General features: G+C 48.7%; 25 protein-coding genes. 6 read left to right on the forward strand and 19 right to left on the reverse strand.

Annotated elements, in window-relative coordinates:
• Positions 1-19 precede the first annotated feature (19 nt).
• From dinG to mobI, 19 genes are all read right to left on the reverse strand, one after another.
• Positions 20-2,092 (reverse strand): ATP-dependent DNA helicase DinG, encoded by a 2,073-nt coding sequence (gene dinG / locus C2U41_RS28280; RefSeq protein ID WP_016241562.1) that lies wholly within the window; start codon positions 2,090-2,092, stop codon positions 20-22.
• Positions 2,093-2,186: 94 nt separating this feature from the next.
• Complete coding sequence (locus C2U41_RS28285) at positions 2,187-2,480, reverse strand: hypothetical protein (protein WP_007372274.1); 294 nt, start codon at positions 2,478-2,480, stop codon at positions 2,187-2,189.
• A 12-nt stretch (positions 2,481-2,492) separates the two neighbouring features.
• A complete protein-coding gene (locus tag C2U41_RS29425) occupies positions 2,493-2,798 on the reverse strand; it encodes a hypothetical protein (RefSeq protein ID WP_016241563.1) in 306 nt (101 codons plus the stop codon).
• Positions 2,799-2,952: 154 nt separating this feature from the next.
• Positions 2,953-3,225, reverse strand: a complete 273-nt coding sequence (locus tag C2U41_RS28295; RefSeq protein WP_007372272.1) for a hypothetical protein — start codon at positions 3,223-3,225, stop codon at positions 2,953-2,955.
• 114 nt (positions 3,226-3,339) lie between these two features.
• On the reverse strand, positions 3,340-3,615 hold the full coding sequence (locus tag C2U41_RS28300) for a hypothetical protein (RefSeq protein ID WP_007372271.1): 276 nt from the start codon (positions 3,613-3,615) through the stop codon (positions 3,340-3,342).
• 74 nt (positions 3,616-3,689) lie between these two features.
• A complete protein-coding gene (locus C2U41_RS28305; RefSeq protein WP_007372270.1) occupies positions 3,690-4,166 on the reverse strand; it encodes a hypothetical protein in 477 nt (158 codons plus the stop codon).
• Between the two features lie 35 nt (positions 4,167-4,201).
• On the reverse strand, positions 4,202-4,660 hold the full coding sequence (locus C2U41_RS28310; RefSeq protein WP_007372269.1) for a hypothetical protein: 459 nt from the start codon (positions 4,658-4,660) through the stop codon (positions 4,202-4,204).
• A 108-nt stretch (positions 4,661-4,768) separates the two neighbouring features.
• Positions 4,769-5,035 carry a hypothetical protein gene (locus C2U41_RS28315; RefSeq protein ID WP_007372268.1) on the reverse strand — a complete coding sequence of 89 codons (267 nt, stop codon included), beginning with the start codon at positions 5,033-5,035 and terminating at the stop codon, positions 4,769-4,771.
• 92 nt (positions 5,036-5,127) lie between these two features.
• Complete coding sequence (locus tag C2U41_RS28320; RefSeq protein WP_007372267.1) at positions 5,128-5,721, reverse strand: hypothetical protein; 594 nt, start codon at positions 5,719-5,721, stop codon at positions 5,128-5,130.
• Between the two features lie 147 nt (positions 5,722-5,868).
• On the reverse strand, positions 5,869-6,204 hold the full coding sequence (locus C2U41_RS28325; protein WP_007372266.1) for a hypothetical protein: 336 nt from the start codon (positions 6,202-6,204) through the stop codon (positions 5,869-5,871).
• A 792-nt stretch (positions 6,205-6,996) separates the two neighbouring features.
• Positions 6,997-8,169: a hypothetical protein gene (locus C2U41_RS28335; protein ID WP_048213837.1), complete on the reverse strand. Its 1,173-nt coding sequence runs from the start codon at positions 8,167-8,169 to the stop codon at positions 6,997-6,999.
• 168 nt (positions 8,170-8,337) lie between these two features.
• Positions 8,338-9,042, reverse strand: a complete 705-nt coding sequence (locus C2U41_RS28340; RefSeq protein WP_007372263.1) for a hypothetical protein — start codon at positions 9,040-9,042, stop codon at positions 8,338-8,340.
• Between the two features lie 62 nt (positions 9,043-9,104).
• Positions 9,105-9,488 (reverse strand): hypothetical protein, encoded by a 384-nt coding sequence (locus C2U41_RS28345; protein ID WP_007372262.1) that lies wholly within the window; start codon positions 9,486-9,488, stop codon positions 9,105-9,107.
• A gap of 13 nt (positions 9,489-9,501) precedes the next feature.
• Complete coding sequence (locus C2U41_RS28350; RefSeq protein ID WP_016241565.1) at positions 9,502-9,774, reverse strand: hypothetical protein; 273 nt, start codon at positions 9,772-9,774, stop codon at positions 9,502-9,504.
• A gap of 15 nt (positions 9,775-9,789) precedes the next feature.
• Positions 9,790-10,041 carry a hypothetical protein gene (locus C2U41_RS28355; protein WP_007372261.1) on the reverse strand — a complete coding sequence of 84 codons (252 nt, stop codon included), beginning with the start codon at positions 10,039-10,041 and terminating at the stop codon, positions 9,790-9,792.
• Positions 10,042-10,162: 121 nt separating this feature from the next.
• Positions 10,163-10,579 carry a hypothetical protein gene (locus C2U41_RS29605; protein WP_016241566.1) on the reverse strand — a complete coding sequence of 139 codons (417 nt, stop codon included), beginning with the start codon at positions 10,577-10,579 and terminating at the stop codon, positions 10,163-10,165.
• Positions 10,580-10,591: 12 nt separating this feature from the next.
• Positions 10,592-11,155 carry a hypothetical protein gene (locus C2U41_RS28365; RefSeq protein ID WP_007372259.1) on the reverse strand — a complete coding sequence of 188 codons (564 nt, stop codon included), beginning with the start codon at positions 11,153-11,155 and terminating at the stop codon, positions 10,592-10,594.
• 594 nt (positions 11,156-11,749) lie between these two features.
• Complete coding sequence (locus C2U41_RS28370; RefSeq protein ID WP_009652897.1) at positions 11,750-12,439, reverse strand: hypothetical protein; 690 nt, start codon at positions 12,437-12,439, stop codon at positions 11,750-11,752.
• An 876-nt stretch (positions 12,440-13,315) separates the two neighbouring features.
• The gene (mobI, locus tag C2U41_RS28380; RefSeq protein ID WP_016241569.1) at positions 13,316-13,747 is read right to left on the reverse strand and encodes a conjugative transfer protein MobI(A/C); all 432 of its coding nucleotides are present in this window, start codon (positions 13,745-13,747) and stop codon (positions 13,316-13,318) included.
• 1,183 nt (positions 13,748-14,930) lie between these two features.
• Between mobI and C2U41_RS28385 the strand changes: the two genes are divergently transcribed.
• The 6 genes from C2U41_RS28385 (at position 14,931) to C2U41_RS28410 (ending at position 19,042) form a co-directional block, all read left to right on the forward strand.
• The gene (locus tag C2U41_RS28385) at positions 14,931-15,953 is read left to right on the forward strand and encodes a ParM/StbA family protein (protein ID WP_007372253.1); all 1,023 of its coding nucleotides are present in this window, start codon (positions 14,931-14,933) and stop codon (positions 15,951-15,953) included.
• A 14-nt stretch (positions 15,954-15,967) separates the two neighbouring features.
• Positions 15,968-16,498, forward strand: coding sequence for a hypothetical protein (locus C2U41_RS28390; protein WP_016241570.1), 531 nt, complete (start codon positions 15,968-15,970; stop codon positions 16,496-16,498).
• 29 nt (positions 16,499-16,527) lie between these two features.
• Positions 16,528-17,088 carry a transglycosylase SLT domain-containing protein gene (locus tag C2U41_RS28395; protein WP_016241571.1) on the forward strand — a complete coding sequence of 187 codons (561 nt, stop codon included), beginning with the start codon at positions 16,528-16,530 and terminating at the stop codon, positions 17,086-17,088.
• On the forward strand, positions 17,081-17,611 hold the full coding sequence (locus C2U41_RS28400; RefSeq protein ID WP_016241572.1) for a hypothetical protein: 531 nt from the start codon (positions 17,081-17,083) through the stop codon (positions 17,609-17,611). Before C2U41_RS28395 ends, C2U41_RS28400 begins: the two co-directional genes overlap by 8 nt.
• A 2-nt stretch (positions 17,612-17,613) precedes the next feature.
• Positions 17,614-18,144 (forward strand): FlhC family transcriptional regulator, encoded by a 531-nt coding sequence (locus C2U41_RS28405; protein ID WP_007372252.1) that lies wholly within the window; start codon positions 17,614-17,616, stop codon positions 18,142-18,144.
• Positions 18,145-18,271: 127 nt separating this feature from the next.
• A complete protein-coding gene (locus C2U41_RS28410) occupies positions 18,272-19,042 on the forward strand; it encodes a hypothetical protein (RefSeq protein WP_007372251.1) in 771 nt (256 codons plus the stop codon).
• Positions 19,043-19,071: the final 29 nt, after the last annotated feature.

Consider the following 19,071-nt stretch of genomic DNA (forward strand, 5'->3'; position numbering starts at 1 on the left):
GCAACCTCTCGACTGTTGATTAACGAATTTCGCGCCTGAAAGGGGGCAGGGATGCGAGGATGTCTTTCCCGTAGGCTTTTGTCTTCAGGCGTTTATCCAGGATAGTCACCGCGCCGGTATCGCTCTCTGTGCGGATAAGCCGACCAACGGACTGGGTCAGTTTGAGGCAGGCCTCCGGTATCGAGATTTCCCGGAAAGCATCACGCCCGTTTTTCTCCAGCCACTCCGTCAGGGTCTGGCCCACCGGGTCGGTCGGAACGCTAAAAGGCAGCTTGGCAATGATGACGTTGTTGCAGTACACGCCAGGCAGATCCACCCCTTCACTGAAAGAAGCCATACCAAAGATAATGCTCGGCTCACCACGGTCGATTCTGAGCTTATGGCGCAGCAGTATTTCCCGTTTTGGAAGTGCCCCCTGTATCAGCAGAAGCGGTGAAATGTGTTGAGGCATCGCCTTGCTGACTTCTTCCATCTGCCTGCGGGAGGCGAACAGCACGAGGCAACCCTGAAGCCGAAGCACCAGTTTGGGAAGGAGTTCGATGATCTCCGCCGTATGTTCTTCATGATTGGTCGGAACCGAGCGCATACGGGGGATGAACAACACGCCGTTGTTCTGGTAATCAAACGGGCTGCGGGCCAGCAGGGTAGGTGTATCGACTGGAAGACCGGCCTGCTCCAGGAATGCGTCAAACTTGCTAAGGGAGCGGATTGTTGCCGAGGTCACAATGGTGGCATAAGCCTTCGACCAGAGCTCGGATTTCAGGTGTTCGCCCGCATAGACCGGACTGCAATTAATCACCACTTCGGTGCTGCGTTTAGTACGACGGACGTTAATCCACCGGGCCATAGGCATACCAGAGACGGTTTTATTCCCGCAGTATGAGGCCAGAGCCTGATGCATACCCGCCAGGCGATTTGCCAGCTCGCCGACAGCCATCTTTTGAAGGGCCAGTTCTTCCTCGCTGATATCCCGCCCGGCCTCATCTACAATCGCCGTCATTTTCACAACGATATTCTGCATCTCGTTTACTGTCTTTAACCCAGGCTTAAACAGGGCCGCAATATCTTCAGGAACGAAACCTTCCGGGAAGCGATAGATGTCCGATTCCGTGCCATTTGGCATTTCGTGATCGTTTCGCCAGTTCAGGGAGCGTAAAAGTGTCCCCCGCAGCTCACCGAGCTCATCACCGGCATGGCCCGCAAGCTCCACCAGCTGCTGCACGTGCTTTTCCATAGTCCCGCCGTAGGACTCTGGCATGGTCATTACCATGTCGAAGATTTCGCTCATGAAATGCCTGCTGGCATCGAGAGAGGCGGAGGTCGCAAAGTGGTTAATTGCTTTCTGCGGAACGTGGTGACCTTCGTCGAACACATAAATGGACTCTTCCTGCGGGGGAAGGATAATACCGCCTCCCAGTGACAGGTCAGACAATACGATGTCATGGTTGGCGATAACCACATCCACCGACTCCAGCAGGGCGCGGGCGAGGAAGAACGGACAACGGTGATAATGTGGGCAACGCTTTTTAGGGCACTGACTGCCAATAGCATTGACCCGACCCCATACCGCCTCATTGATCTCATCAGGATAGGAATCACGCTCTCCTGTCCAGTGACCACCAGCAAAGGCCTTGCTGATATCCTCCACATCATCGCGGATGTAGCCATAGGCATTCATCTCGCTTTCCATATGAACGTCACAGCGCATCTGGCAGAAGTAACGGCTACGGCCCTTCGCCATCGCATAGGAGAAGCTCAGGCCCGCTCTCGCCTGTATTTCTGGCAGATCCTTGGAGATGATTTGTTCCTGAAGCGCAACGGTTGCCGTGGAGATGATCAGCGTCTTATGCTTTTCCATCGCCAGGGGGATCAGCGGCAGACAATACCCGAGTGTTTTCCCTGTCCCCGTACCGGCCTCAATAACCCCGACGCGATACTGCTCCTCAGCGGGGGTAGCGTTAACGACTGCGCTGCAAAACGCCATCATGTCTACCTGCCCGGCACGAGGGGACAGACCCTTTGCGTCCAGGAAGAAGTGATAGGCTCGCTCAGTCATTTCAGCGGCAGTCATCCGGGGTTTATTGTCTGGCATATCCGTACCTTGTCCTCTGCTGCTCAGGAGGCACAGCCCGGCAGCGGCTATCGAAGTCAGGTACATCCTCATGCTGGTGGATGTACCGGGTTCATCAGTCTTCCAGTGAATGGCCTTTAAAGCGTCTCACATAGCGTTTAATTTCAGTTTCGGCCTGTTCCAGTACAGCTCGGTTGCAGTGCTCAAGAACACAGTAAGGCCCATGTGCTGGCCCGCCATCGCTGGTTTCGCAGGCATCAAGCTTGAGCCGAACGGAGGCATCGAAGATAAATTGGGTGATTTTCGCAATGGAGATCTGGTCTTTGTCTTCCTGCTCTTTGGTGTCGATGACATCGCCGTTATACACGTCGAAATCGAGCCGCAGGCGGTAAACTGTGTCGATTGCCATAATCGGATCCCTTCAGAGGATGTCGTAGATGACTGGGACGCGGCCACGTTCTACCTGTTGATTCAGGGTGCGGAAACCACCGTGATCAACGATGTAGAATTCACCCGCCACGGCGGAGCGATGGAAGTCGGCGAGCTCTTCAGTGCCAAAGACGAAAACCGGGGTTCCAGAGGGGACGGTCATGCAGGCAGTTTTTCCGCCATAGCCGCGAACCGTAAAGGTGATTACCCCATCCGCGCTGGTGGGCAGGAAATCGGCGAAAATCGAATGAAAGGCTTTATTCGCCTTATCGCTGAATACGTCGGTCAGTGTCTGCATGATGCGCCCCGTGATCTCGTTTTATGTTGTACTGATACCAGTACAACACGGGCCCGGCAGGTGACGAAGGCGATACGTCGGGTATTATCAGAATGAATATGTCGGTCTGAAATGGTTTATCAGTGAGCCATCAGCTCCGGCCCCGGGACGCGAATCAACGGTCGTTATGCTGTAGCACCTCCACGAACTGTCCGCAGCTGTCGCAGCAGTACTCATTGGCGAACCTGCCATCGTCTTTCCAGTTGTTTGCCCCGCAGCGGCAGAGCAGTACACGTACCTGAGAAGGGCGGATGCGAGCTTGACCGAATTTGGTTGTCCACTGAGGCTCGCCATCAAAGCGAAAAGAGTCAATGCGAAACCTGCTTTCGCGTTCGTAGGTGTTGAGGTATTTGAAGTACAGCTCTTCAGAGAGAATGGCATCGGTCATCGTGTATTCCCTGTCTGGCCCCGTGGAGGGTGATTTGCGGCAGAGTGTTGCGTTGCGAAAACTGCCAGGTTGTCGGAGCCATTACACCACGGGTCATACAGGTCACGAAGGGGGTTACTTACCAGCCAGCGCTTTCTCTTCCCTGGTAGCCAGGCGCATTTGCCCGAAACCTTCACGGATCAGCAACGGCTTTTCTTTCTTCCAGCCCTTAACGACGGACTCACCGAAACGACGCGGGGCGTTACCATTCCAGGTGGCTATGACGTGGTTATCATGGACTTCGACAATCACGACCGGGTGGACGACAACTGTTTTAAGTGTGGTGTTGCCCATATTTACCCGGCTAACCGACCAGACACTCATCCCGACTTCCAGCTGGCTTATTTTCATCTTCATTTCCTTCTAAACGAACGTAGTGCGCCACGGCGTAATGTCGTGACGCACATTACCATGCCCGGGGCTTATCAGAACATAAGCCAGGTGGCGTTACCGGCAGTATTTCTGGACTGGTAGGCTTTTGCCTGCGCGTGAAGCAGCTTCCACAGCTGACGAAGTGTAGCAGCATGATTTTCACCACCAGCATTAACCCGCAGTTCGCCGATCTCGCGGGTAACAGTGAAACAATTCCGGCTCTCATCCCAGCCTGAATGTTCACGCGCTTCCACCACCAGATCATTAGACGTATCAGGGCCGGTCTTTGCTGCATTCAGCACGAACTCCGTTTTAACAGTAATACGGCTGGCGTTATCCGGCGCATCCAGAAAGACGGTGAACCCCTCAGTTCGGCGGTCAGTTATACGACGGCTCCCCCAGGAGGTGATCCCCCTCTGGACACGCATCATTGAAAGAGCGTGGGACTCGGTTGCCTGCACTGTGCGATACAGGTCGGTCAGGGAAGAAAGGCTGAAGCTTTCAGGGGCAGTCTGGATAGCGTCGGTCATGGTAGATCCTCGGTTATATGGTGTGTTTTCTGGCTTCAGTAGCTGTCGTTTGCCACGTAATAGGACGTGCCTGGATAGAAGTAGCGGTAATCCGGCTGCATGTCATTGGTGATGACGGATGCTTCTTCCCAGACCCCGCTGGTGGACATAAACTCATCTGTCGTTTCATTCTCCAGCCGCATATAGCGTTCAGGAGCGCATTCCGCCCAGGCGCGTTTCACCGTATCCCAGTTAGCGTACTGGCTGATTTCAATATTCAGGGGCGCATTCTTCTCAGGCTGGTTACGGCGGGAACTCAGCACGAAATTCAGCTTCAGGACGATACGACTGTCGTTGTCAGGAGTATCCATCCAGATCTGGTATTCAGCCGTAGGCCGGGATGACTGGTTTTTGCGGCCCCACGAGGTGACACCGGTTTTAACCTGGACTATCGAGACTTTATGCGCATCAGTCTTGCCAACGCTGGTCATCAATTCAGACAGACTTTTAAACATGGTGCATCCCCAGTGATTATTGGTATGTTCGTTTTGTTTACTTATTAAATCACTGGTTACCCGGGTGACGAAGTCAGAGCCGGGTAAAAAAAGGACAAAATTTGCGGATTAGTGGCTGGTGGTGGTATTGGCCTGCGGGACAGGGCCATCGAACAATTTGTCAAAAAATTCCACGCCACGCTGGTACACATCGCGCAGCTCCATATCTTCACGCTCGGTCAGGCCCATCTTATTGAGCACGGCAAGGCCGGTACGAAGGCGAGGAATCAATACGGTTTCCAGATAGATCCTGCGGCCCGCAATAATTTCCGGGGATGCTTCATTGATGTAAAAATCAACGGTTTTCGTGATGCTGAAGTGCTTTACTTCGCTCATCGTCTGGTACTCCTCAGAATGATGTCATGATACTCGGTTTGATTCAGGGGAGGGGAGCAACCCGGGCAAACAAGCCCGGGCGCAGGCAGCAGTTATTCGAGACCCAGTGCAACGTGATCGCCATCATCAGAAAGGCGAATGAATAGCATCTGCGTACCGCCGCTCAAGCCGAACTGGAGATCCCAGCCTGGGACAGAAGATGTCTCGCATTCACGCACATCGATGACCTGGTCACGGTAGAGCAAGAAGCGTGTATCAGACTTGTCATCTTCAGCGACGTGGGCCATCTGATCAGCAAATTTGTCTTCGAGGTCGAACCAGCTTTCCAGCCAGACCTTATCAGAGACCAGGCTGATACCGCAGGCGGATTCCGCCGTGCCGGTCACAGCCTCAGCGACTGGTTCTACAGAAGTCATATTAAATACCGCATCAACTACCAGTGCCTGCTCTGAGGTCGCCGGGTAGATACCTTGCAGATAAACGCTATTGCCGTTCACTTCGAAGCCGTCTTCAAGACTGATGTCGTCATGATCAACGTCATAAACATCCGCGAGGTTGCGAAGACAGATCAGGTTGGCTTCATCTTCGTTCTCCGCTTCAATGCGCATCAGTGGCAGTTCGCCACCACTGGAGTCGGATTCATAGTAGTGAACGTAGAATACATTTTTCTCTTTGCTGGTGGTCATGGCGTTGCCCCGTGTTGTTCGTTTTGTTTACTTATAGTCTCACGGGGTATTCAGGTGACGAAGGAAATCGGGCATAAAAAAGCGGGGATTTAACCCCGCCAGTTTTGATATTTATAATTATGCCAACATGTAGTTCCAGCGCAGTTATTACTTAGGCCTTGGGCCTTTTCGTGTATTACTTTTTTCTGGCTCTTCCACCGACTCTTCTGCTGGTTTTTCCACCGACTCTTGTGTTGGCGTTGTAGTGGCTGCGGCTGCTGCTGCGGCAGTAGCGGTTGAATCGTCATAATCAGTGGTAGCAGTAACATCACCCGATTCAGTCATATGGAGAGTGACAGTGACAGGTTTGCCATCAACAGCAAAATTGAGACTAACTGAACCTTTCATCTTCAGTAAGAGTGCGGCCCGGGTATATCCATCGGAAAGTTTTAAACCAACAGAAGCTAAAGCATCAGCAATTTTGTTATGAATATCGTTGCTCATTTTCATTCCTTAATGTGTGTGTATTAGCGGAATATCAAATCATAAGACTTCAACTGAAAAAGGGTCAGAAGTGAAAAGTTATTTTCTATACGTATGATGGCACAGGAAGGTGGGGTGACGAAGAAGAATAAGCAAAAAAAAAGCGGGGTATTATCCCCGCAAAACTACACACAGCAATTCAATAAAACAACTTCCAGGGGGGCGATGCACACATCACAACTTCGGTCTGTCAGACGGGAACCGGCCTTGGGCGCTTGTATCCCATTTGACGAAAATTTGGTTTTAAAACCGGTAAATCGTTACTCTTTCTTCCTGCTACCCCGGTCTATCACCGGGGTAGCGGAGTCCGCCATTCTCGGCAGCGCCAGCTGATCAGATTACATAGACTCAGATTTAAAGTTACGCGTTCGCATATAACCTCCTTAGTGTGGGCCGGTTCACTGGATTGTGAATTGTCAGTAACGCTAAATTTGTAGACTTCAGGTCTACAGCCTGGCTTATATAGGCAGGCGCGGCAGTTTTTTAAGAGTTTGAACGTAACGAGAGCATTTACATAAATCCTCCTTTCTGTAGCTGACCAGATTTAACGTCTTTGTCTATTCAGTGAACCATACCCTATTCATGTGACGAAGGTTTCTGAGTGTAAAAATACGTAATAAGCAACGCTATTATCGCTAATTCTAAAAATAGGGCGAATTAAAATACCGGCAAAACGCGGACGTTTATACCGGTATTATTTCTGAGCTGCTGGTGCAATATCGCGAGGTAAGCTGTAGTCAGCGCGGCAGGTACTTAACGGCTAGGCTTGCTGGTGGTTAAGGCCTCATCCTGCGCCAGCAACGTGATCACATCCCCGGCAATCTCCGGGCGGATACCAGGCGATTTATGCGCGGCATGGGCCGCGACAGCCAGCGGTCTCCAGTTGAGTGATGCTGCAATACGTCTGATCTCTTCAATAACCCGGAATGTATCGCTCTCCAGCGCCAGACCCGCACGGGCGGTATCGAAAGATACGCGCTGCGCCGAAGTGAGCGGCGAGTGCTTCTTCAGTTCTGCGGTGATGATACGCTGCGCTTCAGCACCGATTGACGCGCCACCTTCGACGACCCCGGTTAAACCGACGAGCTTACCTCCATCACTGCGGCTATTATCGTCTTTAACCCTGGGTGGCGGGGCCAGGGCGGTCAGATCCACGTCCTGCTGTAAGAGCTCCAGCAGGTCAGCCAGCATATCGGGTTTAATCACACCTTTTAAACCCGCTGCGCGTTTCGCTAGGCTGACAGGAGAACGGCCCAGGCGGGCGGACATCGCAATAAGGCAATTAGCCAGAACAAAGAGGTCATCAACCCCAATCAGTGGCGCACACTCTTGCCTGAACGTCTGATCATCCCGGAATGCAGGAGCTGGTGGGGCCGGTTTAGGCGTTTTGGCCTTTGCCTGCGGCTTGTCATAACCACGTAGGGCTTTTTCTGCACTGTCTGAAACCTTACGGATGCTTTGCGTCAGATCATCACCACCTGCCAGGCCTGCGGTCAACTGAAGCATATAATCGAGCCTGCCGAGCATGTCAGGGGAAGCAAGCCCGGTCGCTATCTTCTGGCTGATGTCGTTAAGGTTGCTGAGTATACCACCGGCGATTTTAGACGGAGGAGTAACAACCGCCTGGACATTATGGCTGGTATGAATTTCCCGCGACACCAGGGTGAGGACTTTGCGCCAGTCAGGTTGTACACCAGCATCAAGCGTCTCAAGGTGGCTTATTGCATTTCTCAGGCTATCCCATCTGGATAGCTGTAGAGGGTCACCGTTCTGCTTTCCTGATTTCAGCCACTGAACGAGGTAGACGAAGTCAGATGTAGCTGAGGCCACCAGCCCGGCAATAACGCGCTCTCTTGCTTGAGGCGTTGTAGGGTTAGATCTTCGCACCGGCAGACGGTCATTTTTATGTGCCGTTGGTCTTTTCATTTCGAATATCTCAACTTGGTTCCATCAACGATAACTCCGCGCCCGGGAGCCAGACAGCATGAAACAATGTATTTACCATGTTTGATAAAAGCGCAACCGGCAGCGCCGTCAAAAAAATGCTATATGACAGCGCTGGTTAGAGCAGAAAGATTCAGGGAGGTTTTACATCTACTCTCGATCATCTGTGAGGAAGAGATGCAGTTGAGTCACAAAGGCATCGAGATAAGGGGTATTTCTGGCATTGTCTGCAAAGTTCATTTTGGCATTGGTGTCGTCGTATACATGCATCCAGCCGCTGTTTCTGGCAATACGACGTACATCAGTATTTGCCGGGTAGAGTTTCCCAATAGCTTCACGCAGACCTTCAATTTCTGAGATCAACTGCCGGGCATTCGCAGCAGGCTCAGGAGCCGATGGGACGAGAACCCGGAATTCAGCGGTTTCCGGCTGCATCTTAATCACTTCAATGACTTTGTCCCGGGCAACGGAATTCCATTCAGTAGTCATGCCGTTGTACTGGTTTCGGATGCGGAACTGGTAAACCGGCTGCTGTTCGTTAACAAGCAACCAGGCATCGGCAAGTGCAAGATAGAACGAGACAGGCCGGTTTATCATCTGGTGTTCCTGAAGGGCTTTTTTATAGCTATGGACATCTTCAGGAAGGACATCAGTGATACTGGAGGTGAATTTTAGCGGATCCAGTGGACAGACCGGGCCGATAACCCTAAGCACAGCAACAGGATTATTACCATCATCAGTAAACCAGAAGTCATTTTCTGGGCCGATATTGAGCCTTACATCTGCGGTCTGATTCTCTGCGAGAACGGCCTGCACCCGACGACCGTTCTGCCACCAGCGTGGTGTACCTTGCATACATACCTCGTACAGGAAATTAGCCCGAAGCCCACCTGCTGGTGGGCGGTCGGAACACAAGTCTACTGAAGGTACTGCTCTGCCTGAGCAATACGAGAAAGAGTACCGGCATTCGGTTCAATCATCTGGATACGTCGGCTGTCCTCCAGTAAACCGGCAATAAGGTGCTTGTCGGTATATGGGGCATCGTCATCCCCGAGCATACGGCGGATAGCAGATAAATCGCCGGATGGAACCGGGTATACCGACTCAATAAAGAGCTGGTCACCGTGAGGATTCTCCCACTCATATGGGGTTTGGGCGGAAGCAGCAAAACCCGAATCATTCAGACGTGCGAAATCTTCAAGCGCCTGGAGGCGGGCCGCAGATTCATCGGTAGCGTAGATTAGGATCATTCGCGCCGTCTCAGGCGATGAGCAGAACAGCAAAATGAGAAATGGCAGCATGTTATAGACTCCTTCAGTTTGCGACTTGTTGAGCTGGCGGTGTGGCTACGCTAGTGAGTTGCTTAAGGCGAATGTTCAGCTCATGAATTACATCATCGCGTTTGCGCCAGCTGGTGGATGGTAGAGCCAGGAGCGCTTCAGCTTCGGACACGGAGAGACCGGCCAGGTGAGCTTTCGATGAAATCTCTGCGTTATATAATTGCTTCAGCACAATCAATGAGTGCTGGGAGGATGCAGCCATCATCATGAAATGGCGAAGCACCGCACAATAGATTTGAGTAGACATATTAAGCCGCCTCGTTCAATGCGTGAGGTAATGATTAATGGCATGTTCAACATAGCCAACAGATTTACCCACCAGGTGTGCAAGCTGCTGCACATGATGATGGTGAACTTCACGGCACGGGCCAAATGAAGTGGTGTAGCGATACCAGAGGCTGCGGCCTACAGAAAAAAGTTCTTTCTCTGTCTGCGGGCGAACTGGATAACAAACAGGACGTGCAGATGTAGTGCGACGAACGTTATTTCGTACTTGATGAATTGCAGTATTCATAAATCACCCCGCGTATGTTTTTCGTTTTGTTTACTAACTTCAGTTAAACACACGCTGGGTGGCTGACGAATAGAAAATCCATAAATAAATGAGCTAAAGATTTAAGCTCTTTATGAAAGAATTATTCTGGGGTTGGAAACCAGATAATGTCCGAAATAGGCTTATTGCCCGTCAGTAAAGCGAGGCTGGAATGCAGTTCTTTAACGACCTGCTTATTATCCTGCGTTTGCTCAAGTGCGGTTATAGCCTTTAGCAGGGTATTTGCCACAGATGCTTTAGCATATGCCTGCGGTGAGCCGATTAGCACCTGACGCATTAGCTCCGCATTGTTAGAAGCCAAATAGCCTTGCTCCTCGGAAATTCTTTCTGCATCGGGTGCTGAAATAACCAATGCGGCAAGTTCGTGATCGTTTGCATAGTTGATAACATCAGATAGCATTTCGAGAGCTGTGGTATCTGTCATGATAAAGCCGTCAGCTACCCACTGAGGAGCAACATCGAAGCGAACTACCCAGGAATAAGGTTTAACGTTTGACATACAGAGACCTCATTAAAGAGAGATATAAGCGTCGGGATTTTCTTCAACAGAAAGAAACTCAATATCTTCGAGATGCATTCCTGCATTACGAATGCCTACCTCGGATAACCACGACAGTATTGTTTCATGATCCGGTTCACCAGAAAAATCAACAAAGGCTGGAAGAGCCCAGTCGGGTGTATAGCCAGCGCTATACATTACAGTGGCAGTAAAGCGCCCAATGTGGGGAATTTTGAAAAGGATGGATGCCTGCTCAGGGGTATTAATTACCATGCCGTGATGATAGACGACATCCCAGTTTACCCCATGCTCCCCTGTATTTCCTCGATAGAGATGGTGGCGGTCAACGGCCCAAAGGACACCTTCGCTATCCAACCAGCAGAAATAATTATTATCTGGGGATAACGTGATCCCAAGGTTCATTAACTCCGCCACCAGCAAGCAAGGGTTAATATCAGTTACAGTTTTAATAATCGTCAGCCCCATCTCGGTTCCGGTAGTAACTGTCAGTACCTTGGAGGCACTGATCCAGAATTGATAACCTGCTTCTTTAGCCTTCGCGATTAAATTAAACATTGTTGCTTCCCATTGAATGGCAGTTAGGTCAATAACAACATGAGGCTGGTGGGTGACAAACAGGGAATCTGACGATATTTCAAGAAAGAATTTAGCGATGAGAAATGCAGGGGGAACAATATGGTCTGTACTTGCCAGCGCTTCGCTCGGCCAACCCCTCGACAGCCCGAAAACAAGTTTCGGTCTGCCTCACGGTTATCTACTGACAAAGGCGGGGATTATTCGGGGTACTGTATGAACTACACAATTTCAATCGGAACAAAAGAAAGCAGCAACCCCTAAACAAATGATTGAGAGTAACCAGAAAAAGGCGAGTACTACTACAGCGCTTAAAGATAGTGGAACGGTTTTTGATAGCATAACGCCCATACCTACACCAAATGAACATAGTGCGATAGATCCTAATTTCAATTTGCTCTTATACGAAATTAACATTGGCTTCTCCTCAAAATAGGTGTGGTGCTTGCCAGCGCTTCGCTCGGCCAACCCCGAGACAACCCGAAAGCAAGTTTCGGTCTGTCCCGGGGTTCCGGGTAACGGCCAGACTTACCGCAGATCTTCTTTAGCGTTAATCATATGACATATGAATAAGAATTAATCACGATACAACTGGATAAAACTCTCCACACGGGTTCCATCACAATAGCTCGGCCAGGCGTTCATCACAGGTAGTTCTTCTGTTGTGAATCTTCCCAGTGCGAGAGCTACAGAATACCAGACCGGGAAAATCGTATTGGCTGATGTCATATTCCCATTGTTGATTAACTCATAGAGTCCGCGTCCATTAGCCCATGCACTTTCTGGTGTATCACCGGCAAGGTAGTTATCCACCCAGATGGATGGTGACAGAGCCTGACCTTTCGCCAGTCTCGCTAACAACTCGTACCACTTCAGATATTCCGTGGTTCGCAGTGAGAGAATCGGGATTCCGCCACGTCTTAACAGTGCTGCCGCAGAACGTGAGTCTACCGGTGCGGCAATTCTATCCAGGTGGTTACGGGCTTGCTTTATCCGTGCTGATATTCCCGCAGGGCTCACTCGGGAGATGTATTTCTCCACCGTCTCAGTAGCTTCAGCGATATCCGGGGCCAACGAACCATCAACATGGAGGGGACATAAAACAAGGCCGGTATCATCGTGAGTCACCCAGGCAGAATTGTCAGTCGGGTTCCTGACGATAGACAACGACTCACTTTGACCCAAGATCGTTAACCTGAATGACTTAAGCCTTTCGGCTATCCAGCTGCCTCCATCACCAAAAACCTCAATGCGCTCGTGACTCATACCGCATCACCTCTACAAGTGCTTTACATTCAGACCTAATCATAACGGCTTCCCCGTTCGGAACAAAATCAGGGCATAGCCAAACCATACTCAGGAAATTTACAGATATGTCGATCTACAAAACGCGCTCAAAACGCTCAGGCGCGTTTTAATCAATCCGATCGTGAAAATACCAGGGGGATAAGCTCAGAATCGTTCTGAGGCGATTCTGGCGTGGTTTTATCCCAATAACGGATCCTTTTGCGAATACAGATCGGTTTACAAGGGAATTTGGCTGGTATGAGACGGAGATGATCCACTTTGATAATCTGAGCGATAATTTGTTAATGGTTTCGTTTTGTTTACGCGTGTATCGGGAGGGAAGTTATTCCGAACGAGGGTATCGACTTCATATTGTCCGTTTCGATAGCCGATCACAATTTCTAAGCGGTACTCGCCGCGACAAAAACCCCCGGAGGAAAACCATGTTGGTTATTCACTTTTGGTTTTCCCCGGCGATTAAAACCAGGGCAACCTCCGGTTGCCCATAAAAACCCCCGGAGGAAATTCATCTTTCCTCCGACATCGTGCGGTTTGATTATTACCATGCTCAACCTCCCGATGTAAAAATAGAGAAAACCGACGCTATCGCTTCCGCTTTGTTTACCTTCCATATTCGCGCCCGCGAAATAGTCCGCTGCATTCCCACCCGATCATACCCGGGCGAAAACACTCGCGATCATATTGCGATCATCCTGATTCATTTCCGCCGCGATAAGTCCGCTATCGCCTGAAGGCTCACTAACAGATCGCCTGAAGGCTCACTAACAAAAATACCAGGTCATCGCCTGGTATTCATGTATATCCGTTATGTTTACTCCAGAGCGGTTTGTATTTCTAAAGCTGTTTTCTTAGGTGAGTTATTCGAAGTGAAAGTGCCTGCCGAATTGCACGGTTTTTTCGTAACTCATCACGCAACCAAATAAGCTGACCTTCATACAGTTCGATAAGCGCAAGTTCTCGCTGGCTTGCATCCTTAAATTTCGCTGGTGGATATGATTCGCCTTTGTTGAGAGGTAGGTATTTGGGAACGACACGATCAATGCCTCCACCAGCTTTGCGCAAAGGTGTCAATCTGGCCCAGCGGATCCTGATAGTTGTTCCTTGCCTGGTTACGTTAAAGCTGTACCGTGCCTTCTCGTCATCAGCAATAGCTTTGTCCCAGTATTCCTCCCGAAGACTATTGGCCTCGTTAAACAGAAGTTCTGCGGCTGAATCAACCGCATCACGAGCCTTTTCCAGATCATTGATGTACCCGACGAGTTGCATAAAACCACCTCGATGTTTTTTGATTAGGACTTAACCCCAAAAAAGAGAATCTCTATTATTACGCCAGAACTCTATGTTTCTGGAGAAAGAGAAAACTCCTTTTCAGGTTCGATTTTTAGTTTTCAGTTCCAAAACAGGAAAGATTGATTCTCCAGTTAAGTATCTTTCTGGGTGTTCTCATTTTTTGCATGTTTCTGGAGAATACAATGGCAATCTGGTGATTGAGCTATTAATATCTATCTGTACGGGTACTTTTATCAAGCCATTTTATTTTAATCAAGCAGTTTGCCAATCTCTATATGATATGGCAGAAAACTACGTTTCTGGGCATTTCTGATTTTTAATAGGTTTCTGGGGAATATAATGGAAACTTACTTCCCCTAATGTAGAGGCGATTAACGGGATGACGCCCACCGCTGCACAAACCTCTTAGTAAACGATTATGTAGAGTCGCTATATGATATGGCAGAAACTTATGTTTCTGGCTTTTCCACTTTTTGTTACCTTTCTGGAGAATACAATGGCAAACGCAGCTGAAACTTCCATCACCTCCCTCCGTCTTCAGGATCAATCCTAAATCACAGTAACTTCATAGTGATTTATGTCACATTTTGTAGGTATATATACTAGTTTGAGAGAGTTTTTTTGGGGGGGAAGTGAAGGGGAGATATGCATATTTAAGTGAAATTATAACTTGTGCTTAAGTAAAATTTTCACGAAGTGTACCCTCGAGTAATCGCCACAACATACCTTAATTCACCTCACCGAAGCATGTGTTTTTAGTATATATACTCCGCGAAATCCCCAGGCGGAAAGCCAATCTAAATGTGTTGCCCTCATACATTACCACCTAATTTCCTCAGTCTGATTTAGGTTAGGGGTTAAGGTTTTTAGGGCCGGATTTAGCCATATATGACGTCCAGTTTCATGCAGCATTTATGTACATATCTGACATTTTAAACGTCCGTATCTAGCCATTATTAATGTCAAAAATGGGGACGTTTTGCCGATAAAAAAAATGGTAATCGATGATCGTTTGAATACCATGTTACAACTTGTTAACGGTTAATTCCCGACGTTGACAGAGGGAGGCCACCTTTCTTTACGTTAGTGCGAACCCCTTTTTGGCGCTCAAATGTTATCGGAGTGGCAGTAATTCATTTTTAACTTGCAGGGTTAACGAATGAGCAATGACAAATTGGTTGTCTGCGGAATTGATATTGGATACAGCAATGTAAAAATTGCTGTAGGGGATTCAGCGGATGACAAACCCACAGTCAGTATTTATCCGGCCTACGCTACGAATGAGCCAGTAGATGATGTGCGGCTGGTAAAGCGTAGCTGCGAACATGAAGTGTTGGTGTACCCAGGAGGTAAAGAATGGCGGGCTTTTACCGAACGCCCCGATGCGCGTGAGCTGCATGACCGTTACCACATGACAGAAATGTACCTGGCACTATATCTGGCCTCACTGGATAAAATCACTGCTAAAGCAGGCAATGAAATCGACCTGGTAGTAACTGGTTTACCTGTCCGTCTTGCTAATGAAAGTGAACGCGCGAAACTGACTGCGAGGCTCACCGGTACGTTTACTATTGCGCCAGGAAAAACAGTGACTGTTAAAAAATGCCTCGTTCTTCAGCAGGGCGTTGGTGTCATCAATGACATCGTTAACAGACCGGGCCTTATCAGTCAGGAAGAATTAGAGAAGTCGACCATTCTCGTGGTTGACCCTGGCTTCTTCTCGATGGACTACATCGCCTTTAAGAGCGGAAGCAGGGTATCAGGCTCTTCAGGTTCATCATTAAAAGCAACCAGTGCAATTATCGAAAGCATTGTGAACCGCCTTAATGCCGATAACCCGGAAGAGCGAATTGATGATCTACCAGAAATTATTGAAATCGCTCTCCGTAACAATGAGCAGTCTTTCTTTAATGGGTTCCGCCACATTTCCCTACGTCCTCTGCTTGAAGAAGCTATTCCCTCCATCGCCAGTGATGTAGTCAAAGAGTTGCGAAAATCGACAAGGGTTCTCGGGCCAGTCCATATCATTGCAGCTGCCGGTGGTGGGACAAGGTTCTACGAACAGACCATACGAGAAGAATTCCCCCGAGCCAGGATCGTATCGAGCCCGTTGCCTGTTGCCAGTAATGCCATTGGTTTCTGGAACTATGGCGTTGACTTGATGCTTTACGGCGATGATTGAGCAAAGGGGGTTTCATGCAAGTTCGAGTGACGATTAATCCAATACTGTTTCCAGAGCTGATTAATTATCTGGAATCAAAACAGTCTGGCCAGCGCAGCAGTTCACTATTGGCGCTGGCAAACCGAGCATTGCTAGCAGGTGACAGTTTTATACCCGGTATCGTCCGTGAGACTTCAAAAAAACGTAAATCAGAACAGAAGAAATCAGTCCGTGGGCCGAATACAGAAAATGAGACTGGTCTGATGACTAGTCAGAGAGACGGCCACTTACCCAAAGTAAATGAGGACACTGAACCAAAATTTCGTCACGTGGTTAGCAACGATATAGTCAATACAGGCCCGCCATTTTGTGTGGGCAGTGATATTCAAGAGTTCGAAGTTAAAGATGACCAGTTATCGACGGCGAACCTTACCAGTAAGCCTGAGATTGCTGGAAAAATACCGGATCCCAATCCTGGAGATAAATCGGGCGTTGGGGAGACAGGCGACAATCAAGATAGCGGCGTTAATGAAAAGGTTACACCAAGGCGTGTTCGCATAAGTTGATGCCGTTGTAGGGTTTGTGGGGAGGGGAAATGCAGATAGCAACGAAGAGTTTGGTGCTCGCTTTACTATGTGCTGCTTACTGCACGAGTACGAACGCCAGGCTTGTAGATCTTCGTGGCACTTCTTGGGAAAAGCATTCCCAGAAAGAGTGTGGCCTCGATCCGTACCTTCTCTACGCGGTGGCACTCACCGAGAGTAAAAATAATGCAGGAACCAAGGGGTATGTTGTTCCCAGCCCCTGGGCATTGAACAACTATGTTTATGGGTCGTATTACCCGACAAGTTATGAAGATGCAAAGAGAGCGCTAGCCCGCTATCTCTCAGCCACTCCGGTAACAGATATTGGAATCGTTCAAATTAATTTTCGTTGGAACGGACAGTATGTTAACCATCCTGAAGAACTCCTGGATGTCGATACAAACATCCGAATCGGGGCAAAGACTTTGTGTGCAGCCATCAAAGCTAACCCTGGCGATATAGAACTGGCGATAGGTGGATACAACACTCAAAACCCTAAGTTGGAAGGCAAGGCTCGTGAATATGGTCAGCGCGTATTACGCGTATGGAAGAGGCTTATCGAAAATGATTAATCAAAATTTGTATTTTCTACAGACTGCCATCTCAATTATTACCCGTGCGCAATCGTTGTATAAAAGCCCTTTTGAGTTAGCAGAAGGAGACCGGGAATTTTTGATAGAGAAATCTAATCAGGCCAAGCTCGCTTTATCGATGGAGAAGTATGACTTGCCCATCTTTAATATCTGTCATGATCCCGAGCGCAAGATATCTACTGAGGTAGAAAAATTCGTTCGTCATGACTCATACATCCTACGGCTTGCCCTGCTGGTATTCAGTGTTCGTGTTTTCATTAATACGGGGACTGTTGCCCAAACGTTCTACTGGTTTGATAATGAAAAAACCGTACAGCTTGTCGAACGTATGGATGATGCACAAACAATCGATGCAATCATAACCGGCAAAATATATTTTAAACCTATTCGTCCATTTGCCGATTTAGTAGATTGTGACTTCAGTACAGTTATTGGAGCCCCCAACCCAACCTTAGAATTAACAGGTTACTTACAGTCGCGCTATTCTCATTGGAGTAATTGATTATGAAGGCTGCTCTTGTCCGGGATGAAGATAAATTTGCTTTAACACAGAAAATGGTAAAATTAGGATTTCGTAGAAAGATCATTGTGCATTCGCTTAATGCAAGTGACCGTGTTATTGATTTTTTGCGAAAAGAGTTCCATCTGAGTGATGTATCAATCGGACGACTTAAACATTCAGAGACGCTGCTCAATACGACACATAAAAAGGTTGAGGCAACCAATTTTATGAGCATCTATCTGCGTCGTTCGAAAGACCCAAACAACAGTGACAACATCGTTGATGTGGTGAGTGCGTTCGAAATCTACCGGGAACTAAACCTTAAATTCCGCCCGGAAGAAGCCTCGAAAATGATGATTGATGCCAACGAGGCCTGGACTCTTGCTCGTGATTTTCGAGCTGAAGAAATACGTATGGTAAGGTGTTACCGTTGCGATCTTTCATTTATTTCACCGCAGAGTTGTGACCGTCCACGGAAAAAACATATTTGTCCGTTCTGCTCTGATACAGAAGCTGAAAATGAAAGCTCGTAAGTGACTAAGTTAAATTTCATAAAAAAGCCCGTTTTAACGGGCTTTTTTATTGCCTGGATACTTCGTCACGTGAATGAGTCGGGTTAGTATTGAATAACAAACCTACTGGTGTCCCAAGGAAAATAAAATGAAGAAAATCTCTGGTCTTGCTTTGGTATCGCTGATGTTAGTTGGTTGCGCGGCTTCTCAACCACCAGCTATGCCGGTTGACAGCAATCCATCTGATGCTTTGAAATTTGCCCGAGCGATGGATTTACGTCAGATCACCGATGCTGGCGATCAATACCTTATCTATAACGGTTTCGCGTCCAATGGGCAGCTTGTCCCTCTCAAAACCCCGGTTAAGGCTGGTGAAAAAGGTGTAACCAACCTGGGAGGTAATGGAGTGGCCGATGTGGCTGCGGGCTTCGCGACACACACATCTTTCATCCCTGTGCTGTCTGTTTTAACGGCCCAACAGCCTACTGCTATTGTTGATGGCGTGGTGCGTGTCGCGTCATGGAACGGTAAATCTCAGGAAGATAATGAGCGTGAGGTCAATGCGATTTTCTGGAAAACACTAACCCGGATGGATGGATACAAAGTTGGTGGGATGTGTGAGGGGAAAGGCGGTGCTGTTGAAAATGCAGTTCGTCGGAAAGCGACGAACGGTGATTGGGTATCGTATGCTGATATAGCTCCAACGTTGCCGAAACCACCTATCAGCACCAGCGGTCAGGTGACATTCATTATCGGTAATGACTGCTTCAACCTCTATGCAACACGAGCCTCTAACGTAGGTCTGGTTAAAGAAATGAGTAAAGAACTGGGTGCTCAGCGGGCTCTGTTCTTACCAGGCTCTCCTGAACATGAACCAATGGTATTCAGTGACGGTAAGCAATACCTGTTCAGAAAGTAAAAAAAAAGCCCCGACATAAAGTCGGGGCT

This window comes from Citrobacter freundii complex sp. CFNIH4 (assembly GCF_002934505.1).
Lineage (GTDB): Bacteria > Pseudomonadota > Gammaproteobacteria > Enterobacterales > Enterobacteriaceae > Citrobacter > Citrobacter freundii.